The sequence below is a fragment of the Trichocoleus sp. AS-A1 genome, assembly GCF_039962015.1.
GTDB lineage: Bacteria > Cyanobacteriota > Cyanobacteriia > Cyanobacteriales > FACHB-T130 > FACHB-T130.
The window spans coordinates 42337-59223 of record NZ_JAMPKG010000007.1 but is presented as its reverse complement, the minus strand read 5'-3'; the positions used below and the strand labels follow the sequence as shown (position 1 = coordinate 59223).

12 protein-coding genes are annotated in these 16887 nt (G+C 47.8%); 7 read left to right on the top strand and 5 right to left on the bottom strand.

Translation table 11 applies throughout. The features are described from left to right. Nucleotides 1-151: 151 nt before the first annotated feature. Nucleotides 152-2347: an alpha-glucan family phosphorylase gene (gene glgP, locus NC994_RS07405; protein ID WP_190432401.1), complete on the bottom strand. Its 2196-nt coding sequence runs from the start codon at nucleotides 2345-2347 to the stop codon at nucleotides 152-154. Nucleotides 2348-2814: 467 nt separating this feature from the next. Here glgP and NC994_RS07400 point away from each other — a divergent pair, with 467 nt between their 5' ends. Both NC994_RS07400 and rimM read left to right on the top strand, forming a co-directional pair. Next, nucleotides 2815-4092, top strand: a complete 1278-nt coding sequence (locus NC994_RS07400) for a valine--pyruvate transaminase (RefSeq protein ID WP_190432399.1) — start codon at nucleotides 2815-2817, stop codon at nucleotides 4090-4092. 266 nt (nucleotides 4093-4358) lie between these two features. Then, nucleotides 4359-5006: a ribosome maturation factor RimM gene (gene rimM / locus NC994_RS07395; protein WP_190432397.1), complete on the top strand. Its 648-nt coding sequence runs from the start codon at nucleotides 4359-4361 to the stop codon at nucleotides 5004-5006. A 154-nt stretch (nucleotides 5007-5160) separates the two neighbouring features. On the opposite strand, the gene NC994_RS07390 is transcribed toward rimM, so the two are convergent. Next, on the bottom strand, nucleotides 5161-5739 hold the full coding sequence (locus tag NC994_RS07390; RefSeq protein ID WP_190432393.1) for a hypothetical protein: 579 nt from the start codon (nucleotides 5737-5739) through the stop codon (nucleotides 5161-5163). A 301-nt stretch (nucleotides 5740-6040) separates the two neighbouring features. On the opposite strand from NC994_RS07390, the gene NC994_RS07385 reads away from it, so the two are divergent. Then, nucleotides 6041-6652, top strand: coding sequence for a L,D-transpeptidase family protein (locus NC994_RS07385; protein ID WP_190411671.1), 612 nt, complete (start codon nucleotides 6041-6043; stop codon nucleotides 6650-6652). Between the two features lie 49 nt (nucleotides 6653-6701). On the opposite strand, the gene NC994_RS07380 is transcribed toward NC994_RS07385, so the two are convergent. From NC994_RS07380 to NC994_RS07370, 3 genes are all read right to left on the bottom strand, one after another. Then, nucleotides 6702-8195, bottom strand: a complete 1494-nt coding sequence (locus tag NC994_RS07380) for an ATP-binding protein (protein ID WP_190432391.1) — start codon at nucleotides 8193-8195, stop codon at nucleotides 6702-6704. Between the two features lie 130 nt (nucleotides 8196-8325). After that, nucleotides 8326-9867, bottom strand: coding sequence for an ATP-binding protein (locus tag NC994_RS07375; RefSeq protein ID WP_190432389.1), 1542 nt, complete (start codon nucleotides 9865-9867; stop codon nucleotides 8326-8328). Nucleotides 9868-10126: 259 nt separating this feature from the next. Next, nucleotides 10127-11218, bottom strand: coding sequence for a diguanylate cyclase (locus NC994_RS07370; protein WP_190432387.1), 1092 nt, complete (start codon nucleotides 11216-11218; stop codon nucleotides 10127-10129). Nucleotides 11219-11500: 282 nt separating this feature from the next. On the opposite strand from NC994_RS07370, the gene NC994_RS07365 reads away from it, so the two are divergent. The 4 genes from NC994_RS07365 to NC994_RS07350 all read left to right on the top strand — a co-directional run bounded on the left by NC994_RS07365 (nucleotide 11501) and on the right by NC994_RS07350 (nucleotide 16856). After that, on the top strand, nucleotides 11501-12514 hold the full coding sequence (locus NC994_RS07365) for a permease (RefSeq protein ID WP_190432380.1): 1014 nt from the start codon (nucleotides 11501-11503) through the stop codon (nucleotides 12512-12514). A gap of 94 nt (nucleotides 12515-12608) precedes the next feature. Continuing rightward, on the top strand, nucleotides 12609-13391 hold the full coding sequence (locus NC994_RS07360) for a TIGR03943 family protein (protein WP_190411676.1): 783 nt from the start codon (nucleotides 12609-12611) through the stop codon (nucleotides 13389-13391). Nucleotides 13392-13499: 108 nt separating this feature from the next. Further along, entirely contained in the window at nucleotides 13500-14975 is a 1476-nt protein-coding gene (locus tag NC994_RS07355) for a hypothetical protein (RefSeq protein ID WP_242030501.1), read from the top strand. Between the two features lie 111 nt (nucleotides 14976-15086). Further along, the gene (locus tag NC994_RS07350; RefSeq protein ID WP_190432378.1) at nucleotides 15087-16856 is read left to right on the top strand and encodes a pentapeptide repeat-containing protein; all 1770 of its coding nucleotides are present in this window, start codon (nucleotides 15087-15089) and stop codon (nucleotides 16854-16856) included. Nucleotides 16857-16887 lie beyond the last annotated feature (31 nt).

Below are 16887 nucleotides of genomic sequence, written 5' to 3'. Positions count from 1 at the left end.
TTCTCTCTTCCTTTGCGTCCTTTGCTTCTTTACGGTTTGCTTCTTTGCGGTTCAAAAAAAAGCAGGTGGGCACTGCCCACCCTACTTTTAGCTCAAAATCGAGTCAATTCATACCTAATGTAGGGGCGTGCCGTTTGCCCCTACAAATTTGCTACGCCAGCGCGCTTGCCAGAATCGGTTCAGTACCGACTGAAGTTCCCGGCGCGTACACCTGAGTAACGTAGTCCGCAATCATCCGGTCAGTGTTGAATAGCGGCGAATTTGTCTTAATCGACGCCTTCATCATCTGAATCCAGCGATGAGGAACTCCATTCTCATCTTGGTCATAGTAGAGAGGAACGATTTCCTCTTCTAGTAGGTGGTAGAGAGATTCCGAATCAATCCGGTCTTGCAACTCCTGGTCGCTGGTGTGGGCATCTTCACCGATTGCCCAGCCATTGCTTCCCTTGCCATCTTGCCCTTCTTGATAGCCTTCGCACCACCAGCCATCGAGGACACTGCAATTAATGCCGCCGTTGAAGCAGACTTTTTGCCCACTCGTTCCGGAGGCTTCTAGAGGGCGACGCGGGTTGTTCAACCAAACATCAACACCTTGCACCAAATGTTGACCCGTGTAGATGTCGTAATCTTCAACTAAGGCAACTCGGTTGAGAATGTCTGGGTGCTTGCACCACTCCATTAACCGCTGGATAATCCGCTTGCCTTCTTCGTCGTGGGGGTGCGCTTTACCGGCAAAGACAATTTGCACGGGGCGTTGGGAATTTCCAAATATCCTCAAGGCGCGTTCGGCTTCCCGCAGCAGCAAGTCACCCCGCTTGTAAGGGCTGAAGCGTCGTGCAAATCCGATCGTCAGCACGTTGGGGTCTAGCAGCTTGTCGGCGGCATCAATGCGGAATTGCTCTTCACCGCGACTAATCCGTGCCAATTTCACTTTAGAACGGGTATGAGCAATCAGGCACTCTTTGAGAACTTGGTGCCGCCACCAGATTTCTTCATCAGGAATTCCGTCCACCTTTGCCCACATCTGTTTGTCAGCCATGCGGGTTGACCAATCTTCACCCAGGTACTGGGAATAGAGGTCGCCCATTAGGGGTGCTGTCCAGGTACGCGCATGGACACCATTGGTAATGTGACCAATGGGCACTTTCTCTTCGCTACGGTCGGGATAGAGAATGTTCCACATCTTGCGGGAAACCTGACCGTGCAGTTCGCTGACGCCGTTGGCAGTGCGACACATCCGCAAAGCTAAGACGGTCATGCCGAAGGGTTCCCAAGGGTCGCCCAGTCGGCGTGCCCCTAAGGAGAGGAACTGTTCGCGCGACAAGCCCAATGTAGGCCAGTAGTGGGCGAAGTAGGAATCCATCAGGTCTGAGGAGAAGACATCGTGACCTGCGGGAACGGGGGTGTGGGTGGTGAAAACGCAGCGATCGCGCACCAATCCCTCGATATCATAGAAAGACTTGCCGGTACGCTGAATTTCTTGTCGCGCAATCTCTAGGGTGCAGAATGCCGCATGACCTTCGTTCAGATGACACACCGACGGAGTAATCCCCAATGCTGTCAGCGCCCGAACGCCGCCAATTCCCAGCACGACTTCCTGGGCGATGCGGGTTTCTTGGTTGCCACCGTACAGGTGCCCTGTCAGCCAGCGGTCAATGGGATCGTTGTCGTGTCGGTCGGTATCTAGCAGGTAAAGATTGACACGACCGACTCGCGCCAGCCAAATTTGGGCTTTGACTATCCGTTGCCGGATTTCCATCTCAATCGTGATGGGTTCCCCATGAGTATTTTTGATTAACTCTAGGGGCATCTGGTCAAAGGGATTGTTAACGTAGTTTTCTTCTTGCCAACCGCCGCTATTCAACCGTTGACGGAAATAACCTTGGCGATAACAAAGCCCTACCGCAACCATCGGCACGCCTAAATCAGAGGCGGACTTGAGGTGATCTCCGGCTAAAATTCCCAAACCGCCGGAGTAGATAGGGAGGGATTCGTGGATGCCAAATTCCGCACAAAAATAGGCGACAGGTCGCTGTGGGGAAATTTGCGGCGCGACGCGCGACGCCCAAGCATTTTTTTCGTTCATGTACTTGTCAAATTGCTCGACAAGTGAATTCACCCGTTTGATGTAAGCAGGGTCTTGAGCGAGCTGGGTAAGTCGCACTAAAGAAGCTGATTCTAAGATGGCGACAGCGTTATGTCCGCAGCGGTGCCATTCATCAGGATTAATGTTCTGAAATAGAGAAGTGCGATCGCTCGTCCAACTCCACCAATAGTTATATGCCAGGTCTGCCAATCGCTTGAGAGGAAACGGTAGCTTCGCACGCAGCGTTTCAATTGTTGTCATAAATTCCGTTGCACTACACTTGACAGGCTTGCTCTTGACGTTCGTCTGGATAGGGAGCGTGTTATCTTCTACGGGTTGTTTGGCTTTTAGCTAAAAAAGTAGAGGCGCTAAGAGCCAGAAAACCTCCGGCTATCCAGCCCGATTTATAGCTTTACAGGATTTCCTATATAAACTGGGTTTTTTTACACTCTTTACATTTTTCCCCCAAAAATTAGTCAAGTAATCTAAGGAAGATTATGGTTTTGTTAAGTTTTATCAGACAACGCCCAAACCGTGCCTAATCTAAACAGCCGGTTTTGCGACTTTCTCAACCCCAGACTGGCTGTAGTTGTGCCAATTAGTCATGAAAATTACAGTTAAATTGGTTAGAGTACCAACGATTCATTAAATTAACTAAGGGGGAAAAAGCCTCAACTGACTCGGCACCCCGGTTGTTAAACTCTCAATTTTCAAAGTCGCTTTAGCTTATGAATCCTGCCCTGACTCAATTTGGCGATTGTATGTCCCACCTCACTGGGGTGCGGGCAATTATGAAGGATATTAAGGAAACTCTGCAAGCAGGTATTGGACAGGAATATATTAATTTAAGTCCTGGGAATCCAGTGATTTTGCCAGAAGTAGAGCAGTTATGGCGGGATTACACCGAAGAATTGCTCGCTAGCTCAAATTACGGGAATGTAGTTTGTCGCTATGGTGACTCTCAAGGCTATGAGCCATTAATCGAAGCGGTAGAAAAGGATTTCAATCGCCGCTACGGGCTAAATCTGACTCATCGCAATATTCTGATTACCCCAGGCAGTCAAACGCTTTATTTCTTTGCAGCGAATGCCTTTGGGGGGTACACCACAAGCGGTAAATTAAAGCAAATTATCCTGCCCCTGAGTCCAGATTACACGGGGTATGGGGGTCTGACTTTAACCCCAGAGGCATTATTTGCCTATAAACCCGCTTTAGACATTGATGCCGCTGCCCACAGGTTCAAATATCGTCCGGACTTCAGCAAACTGAAGATTACGGAAGATACGGGTTGCGTGTTATTCTCGCGTCCTTGTAACCCAACCGGCAACGTCCTCACGGATGACGAGGTGAAAAAAATTGCCGATTTGGCTGCGCCATATGATGTCCCAGTCTTGATCGATTCTGCGTATGCACCTCCGTTCCCGGCGTTAAATTTTACCGAGATGACGCCGGTATTTGGAGAGAACATCCTGCACTGCATGAGCTTATCGAAAGCGGGGCTACCCGGAGAACGGATTGGGATTGCAATTGGGGATGAAAAGTGGATTCAGGCGCTGGAGTGTTTCCAGACAAATATGTGTATCCATTCATCTCGGTATGGACAAGCGATCGCTGCCCGTGCGATTGAAACGGGAACGCTGGCAGAAATCGCTACCACGGTGATTCGCCCCTACTACCAGAAAAAGTTTGATGTTGTGGAAAGCAGCATCGAACAGGCAATGCCCAAAGATTTGCCTTGGTTCCTGCATCGCGGCGAAGGAGCAATCTTTGCATGGCTGTGGTTACAAGATTTACCCATTACAGACTGGGAACTGTACCAGCAGTTAAAGCAAGTCGGTGTCATTGTCGTACCAGGTAGCTCTTTCTTCCCCGGATTGCGCGAAGAATGGGCGCACAAGCAACAATGTATTCGTATTAGCCTGACTGCTACGGACCAGGAGATTGAAATCGGGATACAGCGCTTAGCGAAGGTGGTAGAGCAAGTATATTCAGTTGTTAAATGTTAGAAAGCCCTGCCGGACAGAATTCGCGGCTATGCAAACTAAGTCGGAAAAGCGCGGACTTTTAGAAGTCTCTGTGTCGCCGCCCCTTCCAGTTATCAAAGCATTCACTACCGTGTACACATATCTTTGATTAAGTGGCAAAACGTTGATTGCTCCCCCAATTTATCGGGGGGTTAGGGGGATCAAAACCGGACTGGCAAGTACAAGAAGATTTGTGCGTACACGGTAGGGCATGAAAAAGAATACGGAATACGGAATACAGAAAGCTGATGACCAATGACCAGTGGTTAGAAATTGGCACAATTGTTGCCGCTCAAGGGATGAAAGGGGAGTTGCGGGTGTATCCGGAATCCCAATTCCCAGAACGCTTTGAGGAACCGGGAGAGCGTTGGATGTTGCGACCGGGCGAGACAGAACCGCAGCCAGTGAAATTGGTGAAAGGGCGGTATATAGATGGTAAAAATCTATACGTTGTACAGCTTGCTGAGGTAGAAAATCGGGATCGAGCGGAGGCGCTAGCGGGAACCAAGTTAATGGTGAAAGCTTCCGATCGCCCGATCTTGGAAGAAGATGAATACCACGTTCTAGACTTAATTGGTTTGGAAGTTTTCGTTCAAGAATCGGGAGAAAACTTGGGCGTGGTGGTGAATGTAATTCCGGCTGGCAACGATTTACTGGAAGTCCAGTTGCACCAGCAACCTGTAGCTGTAGCGCCAGAGGATGAGCCGGAAACACCCCAGAAAGGGGAAGTGAATCGAACCAGCAAAAAACGGAAAGTTCTTAGACCCAAGCCACCGAAGCCGTCTACCATTTTGATTCCTTTTGTGAAAGCGATCGCGCCCGTGGTAGACCTGGAGAATCGGAGAATTGAAATTACGCCACCGCCTGGATTGCTAGAAATGAATCAGGACGTTTGAATTTGTTCAGAATCCTAGCGCGATCGCAACCAAGCATCTATCTCGGAATCTATCTCGGAAAATTATTTCCTAAAATAACCATGCCGTCCTTTTGGGGACGGCATGGCTAGATTAACGATTCTTTGTTAATTGCTCAAGAATGCTGGTGAAGTCATTACCAAAGCGCTGGTACTGGCGCTGCCTCAGTCGTCTGCGGTTCGGTTTGAACTGTATCTGGAGTACTTGTGGTCTCTCCAGTGGTTGTTGTCGGACCAGGAGACGGTGTTGTCTGCACCGTTCTTCGCTGAATCGTTGTCTCTTCCACTCGACGGGTTCTGTTGAGGCGAGTAGTATCTGTCGCATCGGCTGCTTCAACCATACTCACATTGCTAGCCATATTCTGGTCATCCAATGTGGCGCTAATCTCCATTCCTGGCATGAGGTTCAACCGAGTTAGATCCTCTGGTGAGAGCATCATACTTCTGGTTGTACCGTCTGGCAGTCTTAGCGTGACTACATTGCCTCTAACGCTGCTGACGGTGCCTCTAACTACTTGATTCGTATCGGTTGAGTTAGGAGTAGTTGTGTTGGTGTTGGTTGGATTGGCAGTAGGTGTGTCGGTGTTTGTTTGGCTAATGAGCTGCCTTGATTCACCTTCAGATACTGGGCGAGCGATCGCTGGCAACACTGATACTGCCGAGAGTAACAGTGTTAGCATCGTACCTGTCAATACTTTGGTTTTTTGTAAACGCATTACACCCTCACTTTTAAAATATTTGGGTAATAAACTTGACTATCGGCAACAGTTGTCCTTAGCAACGGATGAAAATGCCTGGATTATTGCCCAAATCCTATCTAGCTCTACTGAAGATTCAATCTACCGGACTATATAAGCCCTTAGGAGGAGAGCTGGGAATAAAATCTGACTTTGTGAGACTTGACAAGACTAAGAAAAGTCAATTTTAAATAAGTCAGTCAGCTCTGTGCGATTTATTGTTTTGATCTCAGATAATAATTCGATAAGAGTCGTTGACCAGGGAAAAGAGAGGACAGGAATGCTCAGGGGTAAATTACCGTCTGGAAGCTTCAAGGTGCTGTACTTCGCAGCCATTCTATTGCTGGGCGTTCGGCAGCCATCTGGTGCTTCAGTGCCAACAGAAATGGCAACTACCAGACAGGCAACAACGATTGAATTGCCTTCGGAACCCCAATTGCCTCCGCTGGGGGCACCCTCTCTCTATCTACCTTTGGAGGAACTCTCCCCGGCGAGTACCACGCCCGATACTCATTTGGTGATTAAATTAAGCGATCGCCGCGTCTATGTCTACCGAGACAATCAGGTGAAAGCAAGTTATCCTATCGCAGTCGGGAAAAAGGGCTGGGAGACGCCTACAGGCACGTTTAAGGTGACGCAAATGCTACGCAATCCAGCTTGGCAGCATCCTTGGAATGGAAAAGTCGTTCCTCCAGGTGCAGATAATCCTTTAGGAGCCAGGTGGATTGCTTTTTGGACAGACGGACGCAATTTTATCGGGTTTCATGGCACCCCCCAGGAAAAACTGGTGGGACAGGCAGTTTCTCACGGCTGCGTCCGGATGCGTAATCAGGATATTTTGGCTTTGTATGCACAGGTCAACATCGGAACTCCTGTAAAAGTAGAGCCTTAGAGTCCTGAAAGTTGCCCAATTAAAAATACAGCGGCTTGTTAATTTTTAATTAAACCAAAGGCAACAAAATCTCAAATTCGGTGCCAATGCCTGGTTTAGGTTCTCCGCTGGAATTGCTAGGAGTGGCATACCCCTGAGGAGATCCGCTCTCTGGGCATCCACTGCGCGAGTAATCCTCAGGACATACACTAAGCGAGTCGCCCAAACGGCATACACTACGCGATCGCATTCTTAATTTTCCACCATGCTTCGCCGTCACAATCTGATAACTTACCGATAAACTCGTCTCTTTAGCAGAGCGTTTCTCTACAGAAAAAGACTCAAGAATTTGCTGCTGTACTTCAGGAGACATCCCAGGGCCATTATCGGCAATGCGAATGGAAACCCACCGCGAATCAGAAATTCCTGTCTGACTTGCCTTGTGCGAACAAACCTCAGTCGTGATTTCGATCCGAGGTTTCTCTTGAATATTCGGGGGCAATGTTCCTTGAAAATCTTGAGTAAACTGCTGAACGACTGCTTGATTAATCAATGCATCAATCGCATTCGTCAGGATATTCATGAAAACCTGATTCAATTGACCCGCGTAGCATTGTACCGGCGGCAAATGACCATAATTTCTGATAATTTCAATTTCGCTGTTTACACGACTTTTTAAAAGCAAAACAATACTATCTAAACAAGCGTGCAAATCGGCAGGCTTGGGATAAACATCATCAATATGGCAGAAGTTTTGCAGACTCATCACGAGCTTTTTCAATCGTTCTGCTCCGGCTCGGATGCTGGAAATTGAGCGAGGTAAGTCTTGTTGTACAAAATCAAATTCTATGTCTTCTTTCAGAGCCGCAATTTCTTCAGGAATCTGCGGCAAATATGTCTCATAAGTAGACAGCAATTCTATCAAGTTTTCAGTGTAAGTTGAGACATACGTTAAGTTCCCCCAAATAAAGCCAACCGGGTCTAAAATTTCGTGAGCAACTCCGTCCACTAAGCGCCCTAAGCTTGCCATTTTCTCACTTTGAATCATCTGAGCTTGGGTGCGTTCATATCGCACCTGAGCTTCGATTCCCCGGATTTGCCAAGAAACAACATTCAAATCCTGAACATCTAACAGCCGATAATCAGATTCTCCCACTTGCACTACGACAGGTTCTGCCAAAAATTCAGGCGATCGCCGCAGCGCCTGCTGGGTTGCTGTCAAAATCGGCGTACTATCGGGAAGGATTAAAACCTCAGAGTGGGCGTACTTGTAGAGGATGTGCAGCGGTTTGTGCAAAAACAGCTCTAGTCGATGAGGACGGATCAGGTACTCCAAAAGCCGCCGCCGCGAAATCATCCCGGCAAACTGACCCTGTTCGACTAAGATGGCTCCTGGCAGTAGAGGATGCTTCTCAAAAATCCGGGCAATATCCACACCCAGACAGATGGGTTTTACCAGAAAGTTGTACAGCGGCAATTCCCCAAGAGTTGACTCTATAGAGAGGTCGCGATCGCTCCCTTGGGACAAGGACGGAAGTGATATAAATCCGTTTGGTACCGACACACAACGCCCACAAATGCAGCAGTGAAGCTGGAATCAGCTATGACCATAGACTACCATTTTCAGCAGTTTTCCACCTGCCCTTGAGGTTAATTTCTGCTACTATTTTCCAGAAAAATTGTGAACAAGCGCCTTAACCGAGTGGCAATCGGATCTCGAATTCTGTGCCCATCCTTGGTTGTGAATCTTCTATCTCCCTGGAATTAGCTAGCAACTGTGCCGCTGCTGGTGCCTCGCATCCGCTAGCCGCACTATAGATTCTGTCTTGCCGGGGATAGGAATCTGCGATTCCTATTCCTACGGCGGAAGCTACGGGCACCGACAACGCTTCAACTACGGAACCATTATGGGAGGCGGTGCTAGGAGGAGGATACGCCAAAGGCGAGCAATCCTCTGGACATACACTACGCGATCGCACCGATAAATGACCCCCGTGTTTCTCAGTAACAATTTGATAACTAATTGCCAATCCCAATCCCGTTCCCTTGCCCACCGGCTTTGTAGTAAAGAACGTCTCAAAAATCCGATCCTGAATTTCTGGTGGAATTCCCGGCCCATTATCCGCAATCCGGATTACAACCCATTCAGAATCTTGGATTTCTAAAACTTCCGTCGTAATCTCTATCTGGGGTTGCCAATCCGACCCGTCAGTGACTCGATCTTTGAGTGCATCAATCGCATTACTAATGATATTCATAAATACCTGACTCAGTTGACCTGAGTAGCAATTCACCAGTGGTAAATCGCCATATTTTTTAATTAATTGAATCCCCTGCTTGATGGGATTATTTAAAATTAATAAGGTACTTTCAATACATTCGTGTAAGTCAGCAGGCTGTCTCTTGGTTTCATCCATATGAGAAAAGTTTCGCAGACTGCCAACGATTTTTGTTAATCGTTCCGCACTCAGCTTCATACTTCCTATCAACTTAGGCAAATCTTCTAGAAGAAAATCATATTCAATTTCCTCTTTCAATTCTTCGATTGTATTCAAAGTTTCAGCTTTTTCATAAGCTGCCAATAAACCGATTAAATTTTTGTAATAAGTTTCTACAAAACCAAAATTACCATTAATGCAGTTAATGGGGTTTCTAATCTCATGGGCAACCTCAGCAACCGTCCGTCCCAAACTCGCCATTTTTTCGGTTTGCAGCATCTGAGCTTTGGTTTGCTCGTTGAGTAACTCGGTTGTGAGTTCATGAATTTTTGACTGCGCCACCAATAATTGATGTACATCTAGTAATCGGTAAATTCCTGGCGCTAACTCTACCACAATCGGTTCATAGAGTAGCTCAGGAGGTCGTTGCAAAGACTGCTTTGCCGCCGCTACAATTAACGTATCGCCAGAAAGTTTCAAAACATGGGTACTGGCGAATTGATATAAAGATTGTAAGGGTCGTTTTAAAAATAATTCTAGTCCATAAGGACGGCTCATTTGTTCTAAAAATCGTCGCCGCGAAATCATTCCCGCAAACTGACTTTCTATCGTTAAAATGACTCCTGGTAGCAGCGCATTTCCTTCAAATTCTTTGTTAACTTCCTGCCCCAGACCAGAGGCTTCTATCTGAAAATCGTATAGCGGAAGCTCTTGAAGGGTTGACTCTAAATTGAGGTTCTTTATCTGGGACAGAGGAAGAACTGATAATTCCGGCGGAGATTCTTGCCAAGCCATCATAAATTACCTCAATCAGTTCTTATTCGCTGTATAGGGAGATGCAAAATTTACTTTATCCCCACATTCTACTGATTTAAGTTATAAATTTTACAGCTAAAACCTTAGTTTAACTTTAAATATGATTTAAAGATTTGATTAACTTTTGGTTAAAAAATGACGACTCAAGAGGTTTTTTAATTGTTATAAAAATACAATAATTTACACTTTTTACTAAACTAAAACAACTCTATATATTTATCTAAAGCGGAATAATTTGTATTCAAGAAGTTGCAGATGGCTCAAAAACGGATGAGCGATCGCGCGGTACGCAAAGCAGATGGCCTTCAGCCTTATCTCGTCCTGTCTGTTTTGCCTGATAAAGCTTTTTGTCCGCTGCTGCAATCAGCATTGCAGGCATAAACGTTGAGCTAGGAAAGATCGTAGCAACACCTAAACTTAAGGTGATGTAATCGCTTTCTGAGCAAGCATGGGCTATCTTCAAGGCTTTCACGGTCAGTCTGATGTGTTCTGCGACCTGAAGGGCACCCTCTAGCGATGTGTGCGGCAAAATCACGGCAAATTCTTCGCCCCCATAGCGTGCCACTAAATCTTCCGGTCGCTGCACTGCTTGCTGGATGGCACCCGCTACCTGTCGCAAAGTGTCATCACCCGCTTGATGACCGTAGGTATCGTTGTACTTTTTGAAGAAATCAACATCGCACAAGATCAGCGATAATGCTGAATTACTCGCCTGCATCTGGTGCCAACAGGAATCGAGATAGCTATCAAAACGGTGTCGGTTAGCAACCCCAGTCAAACCATCAGAAGTGGCAAGGCGCAGCAATTGTTGGTTTGCTGCTTCCAGATGAGTATAAAGTTGAGTGAGCAGTTCAGTTGCTAATTCGTGAATTTGCGACTGAGCAATCAGTAATTCATGTACATCTAATAATCGATAAACTTGCGGCGCGACCTCCACCACAATCGGTTCATAAAGTAACTCAGCCGCTCGTTGCAAAGAGTGACGCGCCGCCGCCACAATTAACGTATCGCCGTTCAGAATCAAAGTTTCCGTTTCGGCAGAACGATATAAACATTCAATGGGACGTTTGGAAAAGAGTTCCAATCCGTAGGGACGGCTCATGTATTCCAAAAATCGCCGCCGCGAAATCATCCCCGCGAATTGACCCTGCTTCATCAAGATGACGCCTGGGAGTAGGGGATTGGCTTTAAGAGTCTGAGTTACTTCCCAACCAAGTTGATGATATTCAATCTGACAATCGTGAAGCGATAGCGATCGCAGCGTGGACTCTAAACACAAGTCTTGCTGGCTTCGATTGGATGACAAAGGAAGTGATAAAAATGCGTTCAGCACAGGGTACCCCGCTGCATGAAAACGCAGCAATGGAAGCTTGAGTATACTTCAAGCTTAGGATAGCATTTTCACTAGCAATCGTCCGTGTTACAAACTACAAAGGTTCGGTAAACTCCGTAAATTTACGGTAAAGCAACCGATAGATAAGGGAGAAAGCGAGCAACTTTTGGTAATCGGGTTCGTCCACTAGCACATTCATCAGCCCTAGTGATGAGTAGTAATAACCGCTAAAATGTCTTGGCAACCTCATAAAGCTAAAAAAGGCTTCTCACGATCCAAAGCATGAATCAACTGCACAACGCTTTCACCTTGTTTTTGAGTTTGCTGGTAGAGGCAATGCCTTTCTTACTACTGGGGGTATTGCTCTCCGGTTTGCTCCTGTTGTGGATTGATGAGGGCAAGCTGATTTCTGCCATGCCGAAGAACCCCATTTTGGGGGCATTTGTAGGCAGTTGTGCGGGCTTTTTGTTTCCGGTGTGTGAGTGCGGCAACGTGCCGGTGGCGCGACGGTTGCTAATGCAGGGAGTGCCTGCACCTGTGGCAGTTGGGTTTTTGCTCGCGGCACCGACCATTAATCCGATCGTCATCTGGTCAACCTGGGTAGCGTTTCGAGATCAGCCAGAAATTGTCGTGTTGCGGGTGGTATTTTCTTTATCGATCGCGACAATTATTGCCTCGGTTTTCAGCGTTCAATCTAATCTGAAGCCGTTACTGCAACCCGCGATCGCTTGCGCCATACCTCAGATGCAAACTCAAGGGGCACAGGAAGACGATACTCCCACCTTGTTAAAATCCGGCACGTTTTGGCTGGGACAACCGCAACCGATAATGAGCGCCGTTGGCGTCTCCGGCGGTGGGATGATGGGTCAATCGATTACGTCAAAACCCCTGCCTTTCAAGCTGCGGATGTTCCTTGATAATACAGTGCAAGAGCTGCGGGAATTGGGAGGCGTGTTAATTTTGGGAAGCGCGATCGCAGCGGCGATTCAGGTACTCGCTCCCCGCGAACTGATCCTCAGCTTGGGTCAGGGACCAATTACCTCCATCCTTGCGATGATGGGATTAGCGGCTCTCGTGTCCATTTGTTCAACGGTCGATTCCTTTTTTGCCCTTTCCTTTGCCACAACATTTACCAGCGGCTCCTTGTTAGCCTTTCTGGTATTTGGCCCCATGATTGACCTCAAAGGCATCGGTTTGATGTTATCCATTTTCAAACCCAGAGCTGTGTTTTACCTATTTGGTCTTGCAGCTCAGCTGACTTTTATAATGACTCTCCTGTATACGTACTTTTTCTAAGATGAGTGGTGAGTTGCAATTGGCTCAGGGAAAACAGATTCCTAGAACGATTCACAATCAACCCGTCTTAAATTAGCGATTCGTACCCTTACCAATGACCAATCAACCAAAAATTATTTCTCAAAAATTTATAATTCCCGGCTTGGATGTCCTAGCACTAACGGCTTGGGGAGCCTTGCTCCTGAAATATTGGTTCACGGGTCAGTTATACCTGCTGATTCACAAAGATTACTTTAAATATGTTGTTGTCACTGCCATCTGCTTGTTAATTATGGCGGCATTGAGCGCCATGCAACTGATTGGGAAAATATTAAATAACCGGAAGGAAAAGCGGTCGGTGGCAGTTCTTCAGCACATCACCCTATTTCCTCCTGGTTGGAGCAGTGTATTGTTACTGTTGACGGCAATCGCTGGTTTATTGGTTGCCCCCCGCGCCTTTAACTCAAGCACAGCGCTCGATCGGGGAATTACCGATTCTTTGACCTTGACACGAGTGCAACCCCAATCATTTCGCTCTTCAACAAGACCGGAAGAGCGATCGCTCATGGACTGGGTGCGGACGCTCAACTTCAATCCAGAACCCGATACCTACACGGGTCAAAAAGTTAAAGTAAAGGGATTTGTTGTCCATCCACCAAAACTCTCTGAGCAATATCTGTTAATTTCGCAATTTGTGATTACCTGCTGTGCCGCAGATGCTTATCCCGTGGGACTGCCAGTGAAACTCACTGAAAACCGGACAGCTTATGCCCCTGATACTTGGTTAGAAGTTGAAGGTGAGATGATCACTGAAACTCTAGAAAACAAACGCCAACTCACCATCAAGGCAAACTCCCTCAAAAAAATAGAAGCACCGAAGAACCCGTATGATTATTAGACGATTTTAGATTTTAGATTGGCGAGGACGAAGGCAGTGATAAATCGAAAATCAAAAATCGAAAATCGAAAATGGGGGCAACCTGTTGACCGTCTAGCGCTAGCGCTAATGCTGGTGCTAAGCGTGGTGATTGGGCTAGTCGTGTGGGGTGGCGATGCCTGCGGCACGAACTGTTTTTTAGTCACCGGGCCTCGCGTGCGGGATTTCAACTGGCAGGGAGAAAAAATAGGTGTTGAGGATACTTCCTTTATCCTCACCTTTAGCCGCCCGATGGAACACAGCAGCGTGGAAGCAAATCTGCGAATCGCTCCACCTTTGGGGGGTAAATTCAGTTGGGCGGGGCGGAAGATGTCTTATACCCTCACTTCCCCAGCATCCTATGACACTGACTATAAAGTGGAATTACAGGGGGCGCGAGAGCGCTTGGGGACTCAAGGAAAAACAGGAAGGGCAATTCAGCCGTTTACGAGTCAGTTTCGCACCCGCGATCGCGCTTTTATCTACCTGGGCGTTGAGAAAGAAGAACAGGGACAGTTAATCCTCTACAACCTCACCCAAAACAAAAAAACCGTTCTGACGCCTAAAGACCTCGTAGTGATGGACTTTAAGGTGTATCCAGATGGTGACAAGGTTTTGTTTTCTGCCACCGACGCGACGAATAACCAACCCGGTGTATTGGCGCAACAACTGTACACCGTCAGTACCGGACTCCATTACAAAACCAAAGGAAAATCTGAAAAGGATCTCGATCCCCCAGGCAGAATGAATCTGGTTTTAGATAATAAAAACTACCAGAATCTCAAATTTGACTTAGCGGCGGATGGGCAAACGATTGTTGTTCAGCGGGTGAACAGCCAAAATCCAGCCGAATTTGGCTTGTGGGTAGTCCGACCGAATGCACCGCCGCAACCGCTGAATAACCAACCGGGGGGGGATTTTTTGATTGCGCCGGATAGTGCCTCGGTGGCAAGCGCTCAGGGAGAGGGCATCGCGATTCTGCCCCTGACACCAGGAGCCAAACCGCTAGATTTTCTGCCCAAGTTTGGGATGGCGCTGGATTTTGCCAGAGATGGCTCGGCAGCAGCGATGGTGAAATTTAATACAGATTACACGCGATCGCTCTTTTTAGTCACCAACCAAGGCGCACAGAAAGAACTGCTGCGAACAAATGGCTCAATACTCAACTGTCAGTTTGCTCCTTATAAGGAAACGCTCTACTGCCTGCTGACTCAGTTACTGCCAGGCGAAGAGTACCAAGAACAGCCTTACATTGCGGAAATTGACCTCCAGACAGAGAAAGGAATTCTGGATGCAAAGGCGATCGAGCCGCTGTTGCTCCTGCCCACCCAGCGGGATATTCAGATGAGTCTGGCACCGGATGGGTTAGCGCTGCTGTTCGACCAAGTTGTGACCAACGAGACGGCAACCGCGGCAGACAGTTTGAGAACTAGTGAAGGACAAGCGATCGCGACCAGTCGCCTTTGGCTGCTTCCCCTGAGCCAGCCAGAAGCTGCACAACCCCAAGCCCAGCTCCAACCAGAGGCACTGCCTTTCGCTGGATTTCATCCGCGCTGGGTACCATAAAAGAGCCAAGTTTTACTCATTTAAAAGGCAAAATAAAGAAGGAAATCCCTAAAAATTTTGCCTTTTAAATTTTTTATTTTTAAAATTTAATAATTTTTATCCTTCAAGGGTGTGCAAATACATAACTTCCTCGATCGGTACCGACAAGGAGAACGCGATTTTTCCTATGTAGACCTCAGTGGAGCCAGCCTCGGCGGGGTCAATCTCCGCGATATAAACTTAACCGGAGCGAACTTGAGCGGTGCCAACCTCAGTTGGGCTTCTCTGAACCAATCCAAGCTGATTGGTGCTTGTCTGCGCCAAGCCGATATGCGGAGTGTCAACCTCACAGGTGCCAATCTTAACCAGGCAATTTTGAGTCGCGCTCGGATGGTGAAAGTGGACTTGCGTTTAGCCACTCTCCAAGACGCCGACCTCAACTGGGCGGTGCTTCAAGAAGCCGACTTGAGCGGTGCTGACTTGCGTAGGGCGAAGCTGGATCAAATCAATCTCGAAAATGCCAAACTCAACGGCACTCAGTTAATCGAAGCCGAGTTGATGGAGGCAAATCTCCGTCGCGCTAGCTTGGTTGGCGCAAACCTCAGCAGTGCAAATCTTCGGGAAGCGCATCTAGAAGCTGCGAATTTACGAGATGCAATTTTAGTCGGCACCAACTTGACGGAAGCCGACCTCAGTTCCGCCTACTTGCGGGCGGCAAATTTGACTGAGGCAGACTTGCATCGGTCAATTCTCATCGGTGCCGATTTGAGCGAGGCGATTCTCAATAGTGCTGACTTGAGTCGGGTAAATTTAACGGGAGCGTATTTACTCAAAGCCAGTTTGCGAAAAGCTTATTTACTGCGAGCGATCTTGCAGGATGTGTATTTGTTACGTGCCGACCTGAGCGAGGCAAATTTACGCGGGGCGGATCTGCGGAAAGCTGATTTGAGCGGGGCATACCTGGGCGACTGCACGATGTCCGAGGCAAATTTGGGCGACGCCTATCTTCTAGAAAGTCATCTGATTCGCACCAATCTCGACCAAGCGCAACTGACCGGCTGTTGCATCAGCAACTGGCATCTTGAGGATGTCGATCTTTCTAAGGTGGAGTGCCGTTATGTTTTTACCCGGTTTAATTACGCGACTAAAAAACCGACTGAGCGCTTTCCAATCGGTCGGGATTTTGAGCCGGGGGAATTTGGCAAGGACGATAGCACCGGGGACGCGGAGGGTGCGGAGGGTGCCACTACCATAGAAGTTTTTTTGAAAGAAGCTCCGAATTGGGAAGCGCTGGTGTTTACTTTGGCTCAGGTGCAACTCGATTCTCCTGACTTGCAACTCAGTATTAAGTCTTACCAACCCCAGGAGGAGCAGTATCTGCTAAAACTGGCGTCGAGTCATTTTGTGAATGCGAAAACTCTGTCTCAACGAGTTTTGCAGATCTACCCGGAGATGCTCCAGTTGGTGGAGTCTAAGCGACAAGCGATCTTGGATCTGCTGGAAATCAAGGTTCGCCCAGAAAATCCACCTGTAACGCTGAAGGTACCGCCACCGCCACCGCCACCGTTACTACCGTCGCCTCCACCCGATTATCGGCTGCGGATTTATCAAGAGGTGGTGAAACAGATCCAACTGATTATCCTCTCCCAAGCGCCAGAGCAGTTGGTCGAAAGCGTGCAGCGGTTGTTGAATTTCCTGAAGAACGAGGGGATCTCGACCGAAGAAATCCAAAAGACAATGATTAGTCAGGCGCTGGTAAAGCGAGCAAAGCAAGACCAGACGTTCCAAAAGCAGTTGTTGCAGTGGGAGAAGACGGCGGATGAAACGGTGCGTTTTTCAATGGTGGGGGAGTCACTCCGGTTAGCGATCGCGCTCATTTGGCCCCACCTTCCGCAAAAATAGAGTTGTCTATGTAGATGAGACAGCTCTAGCC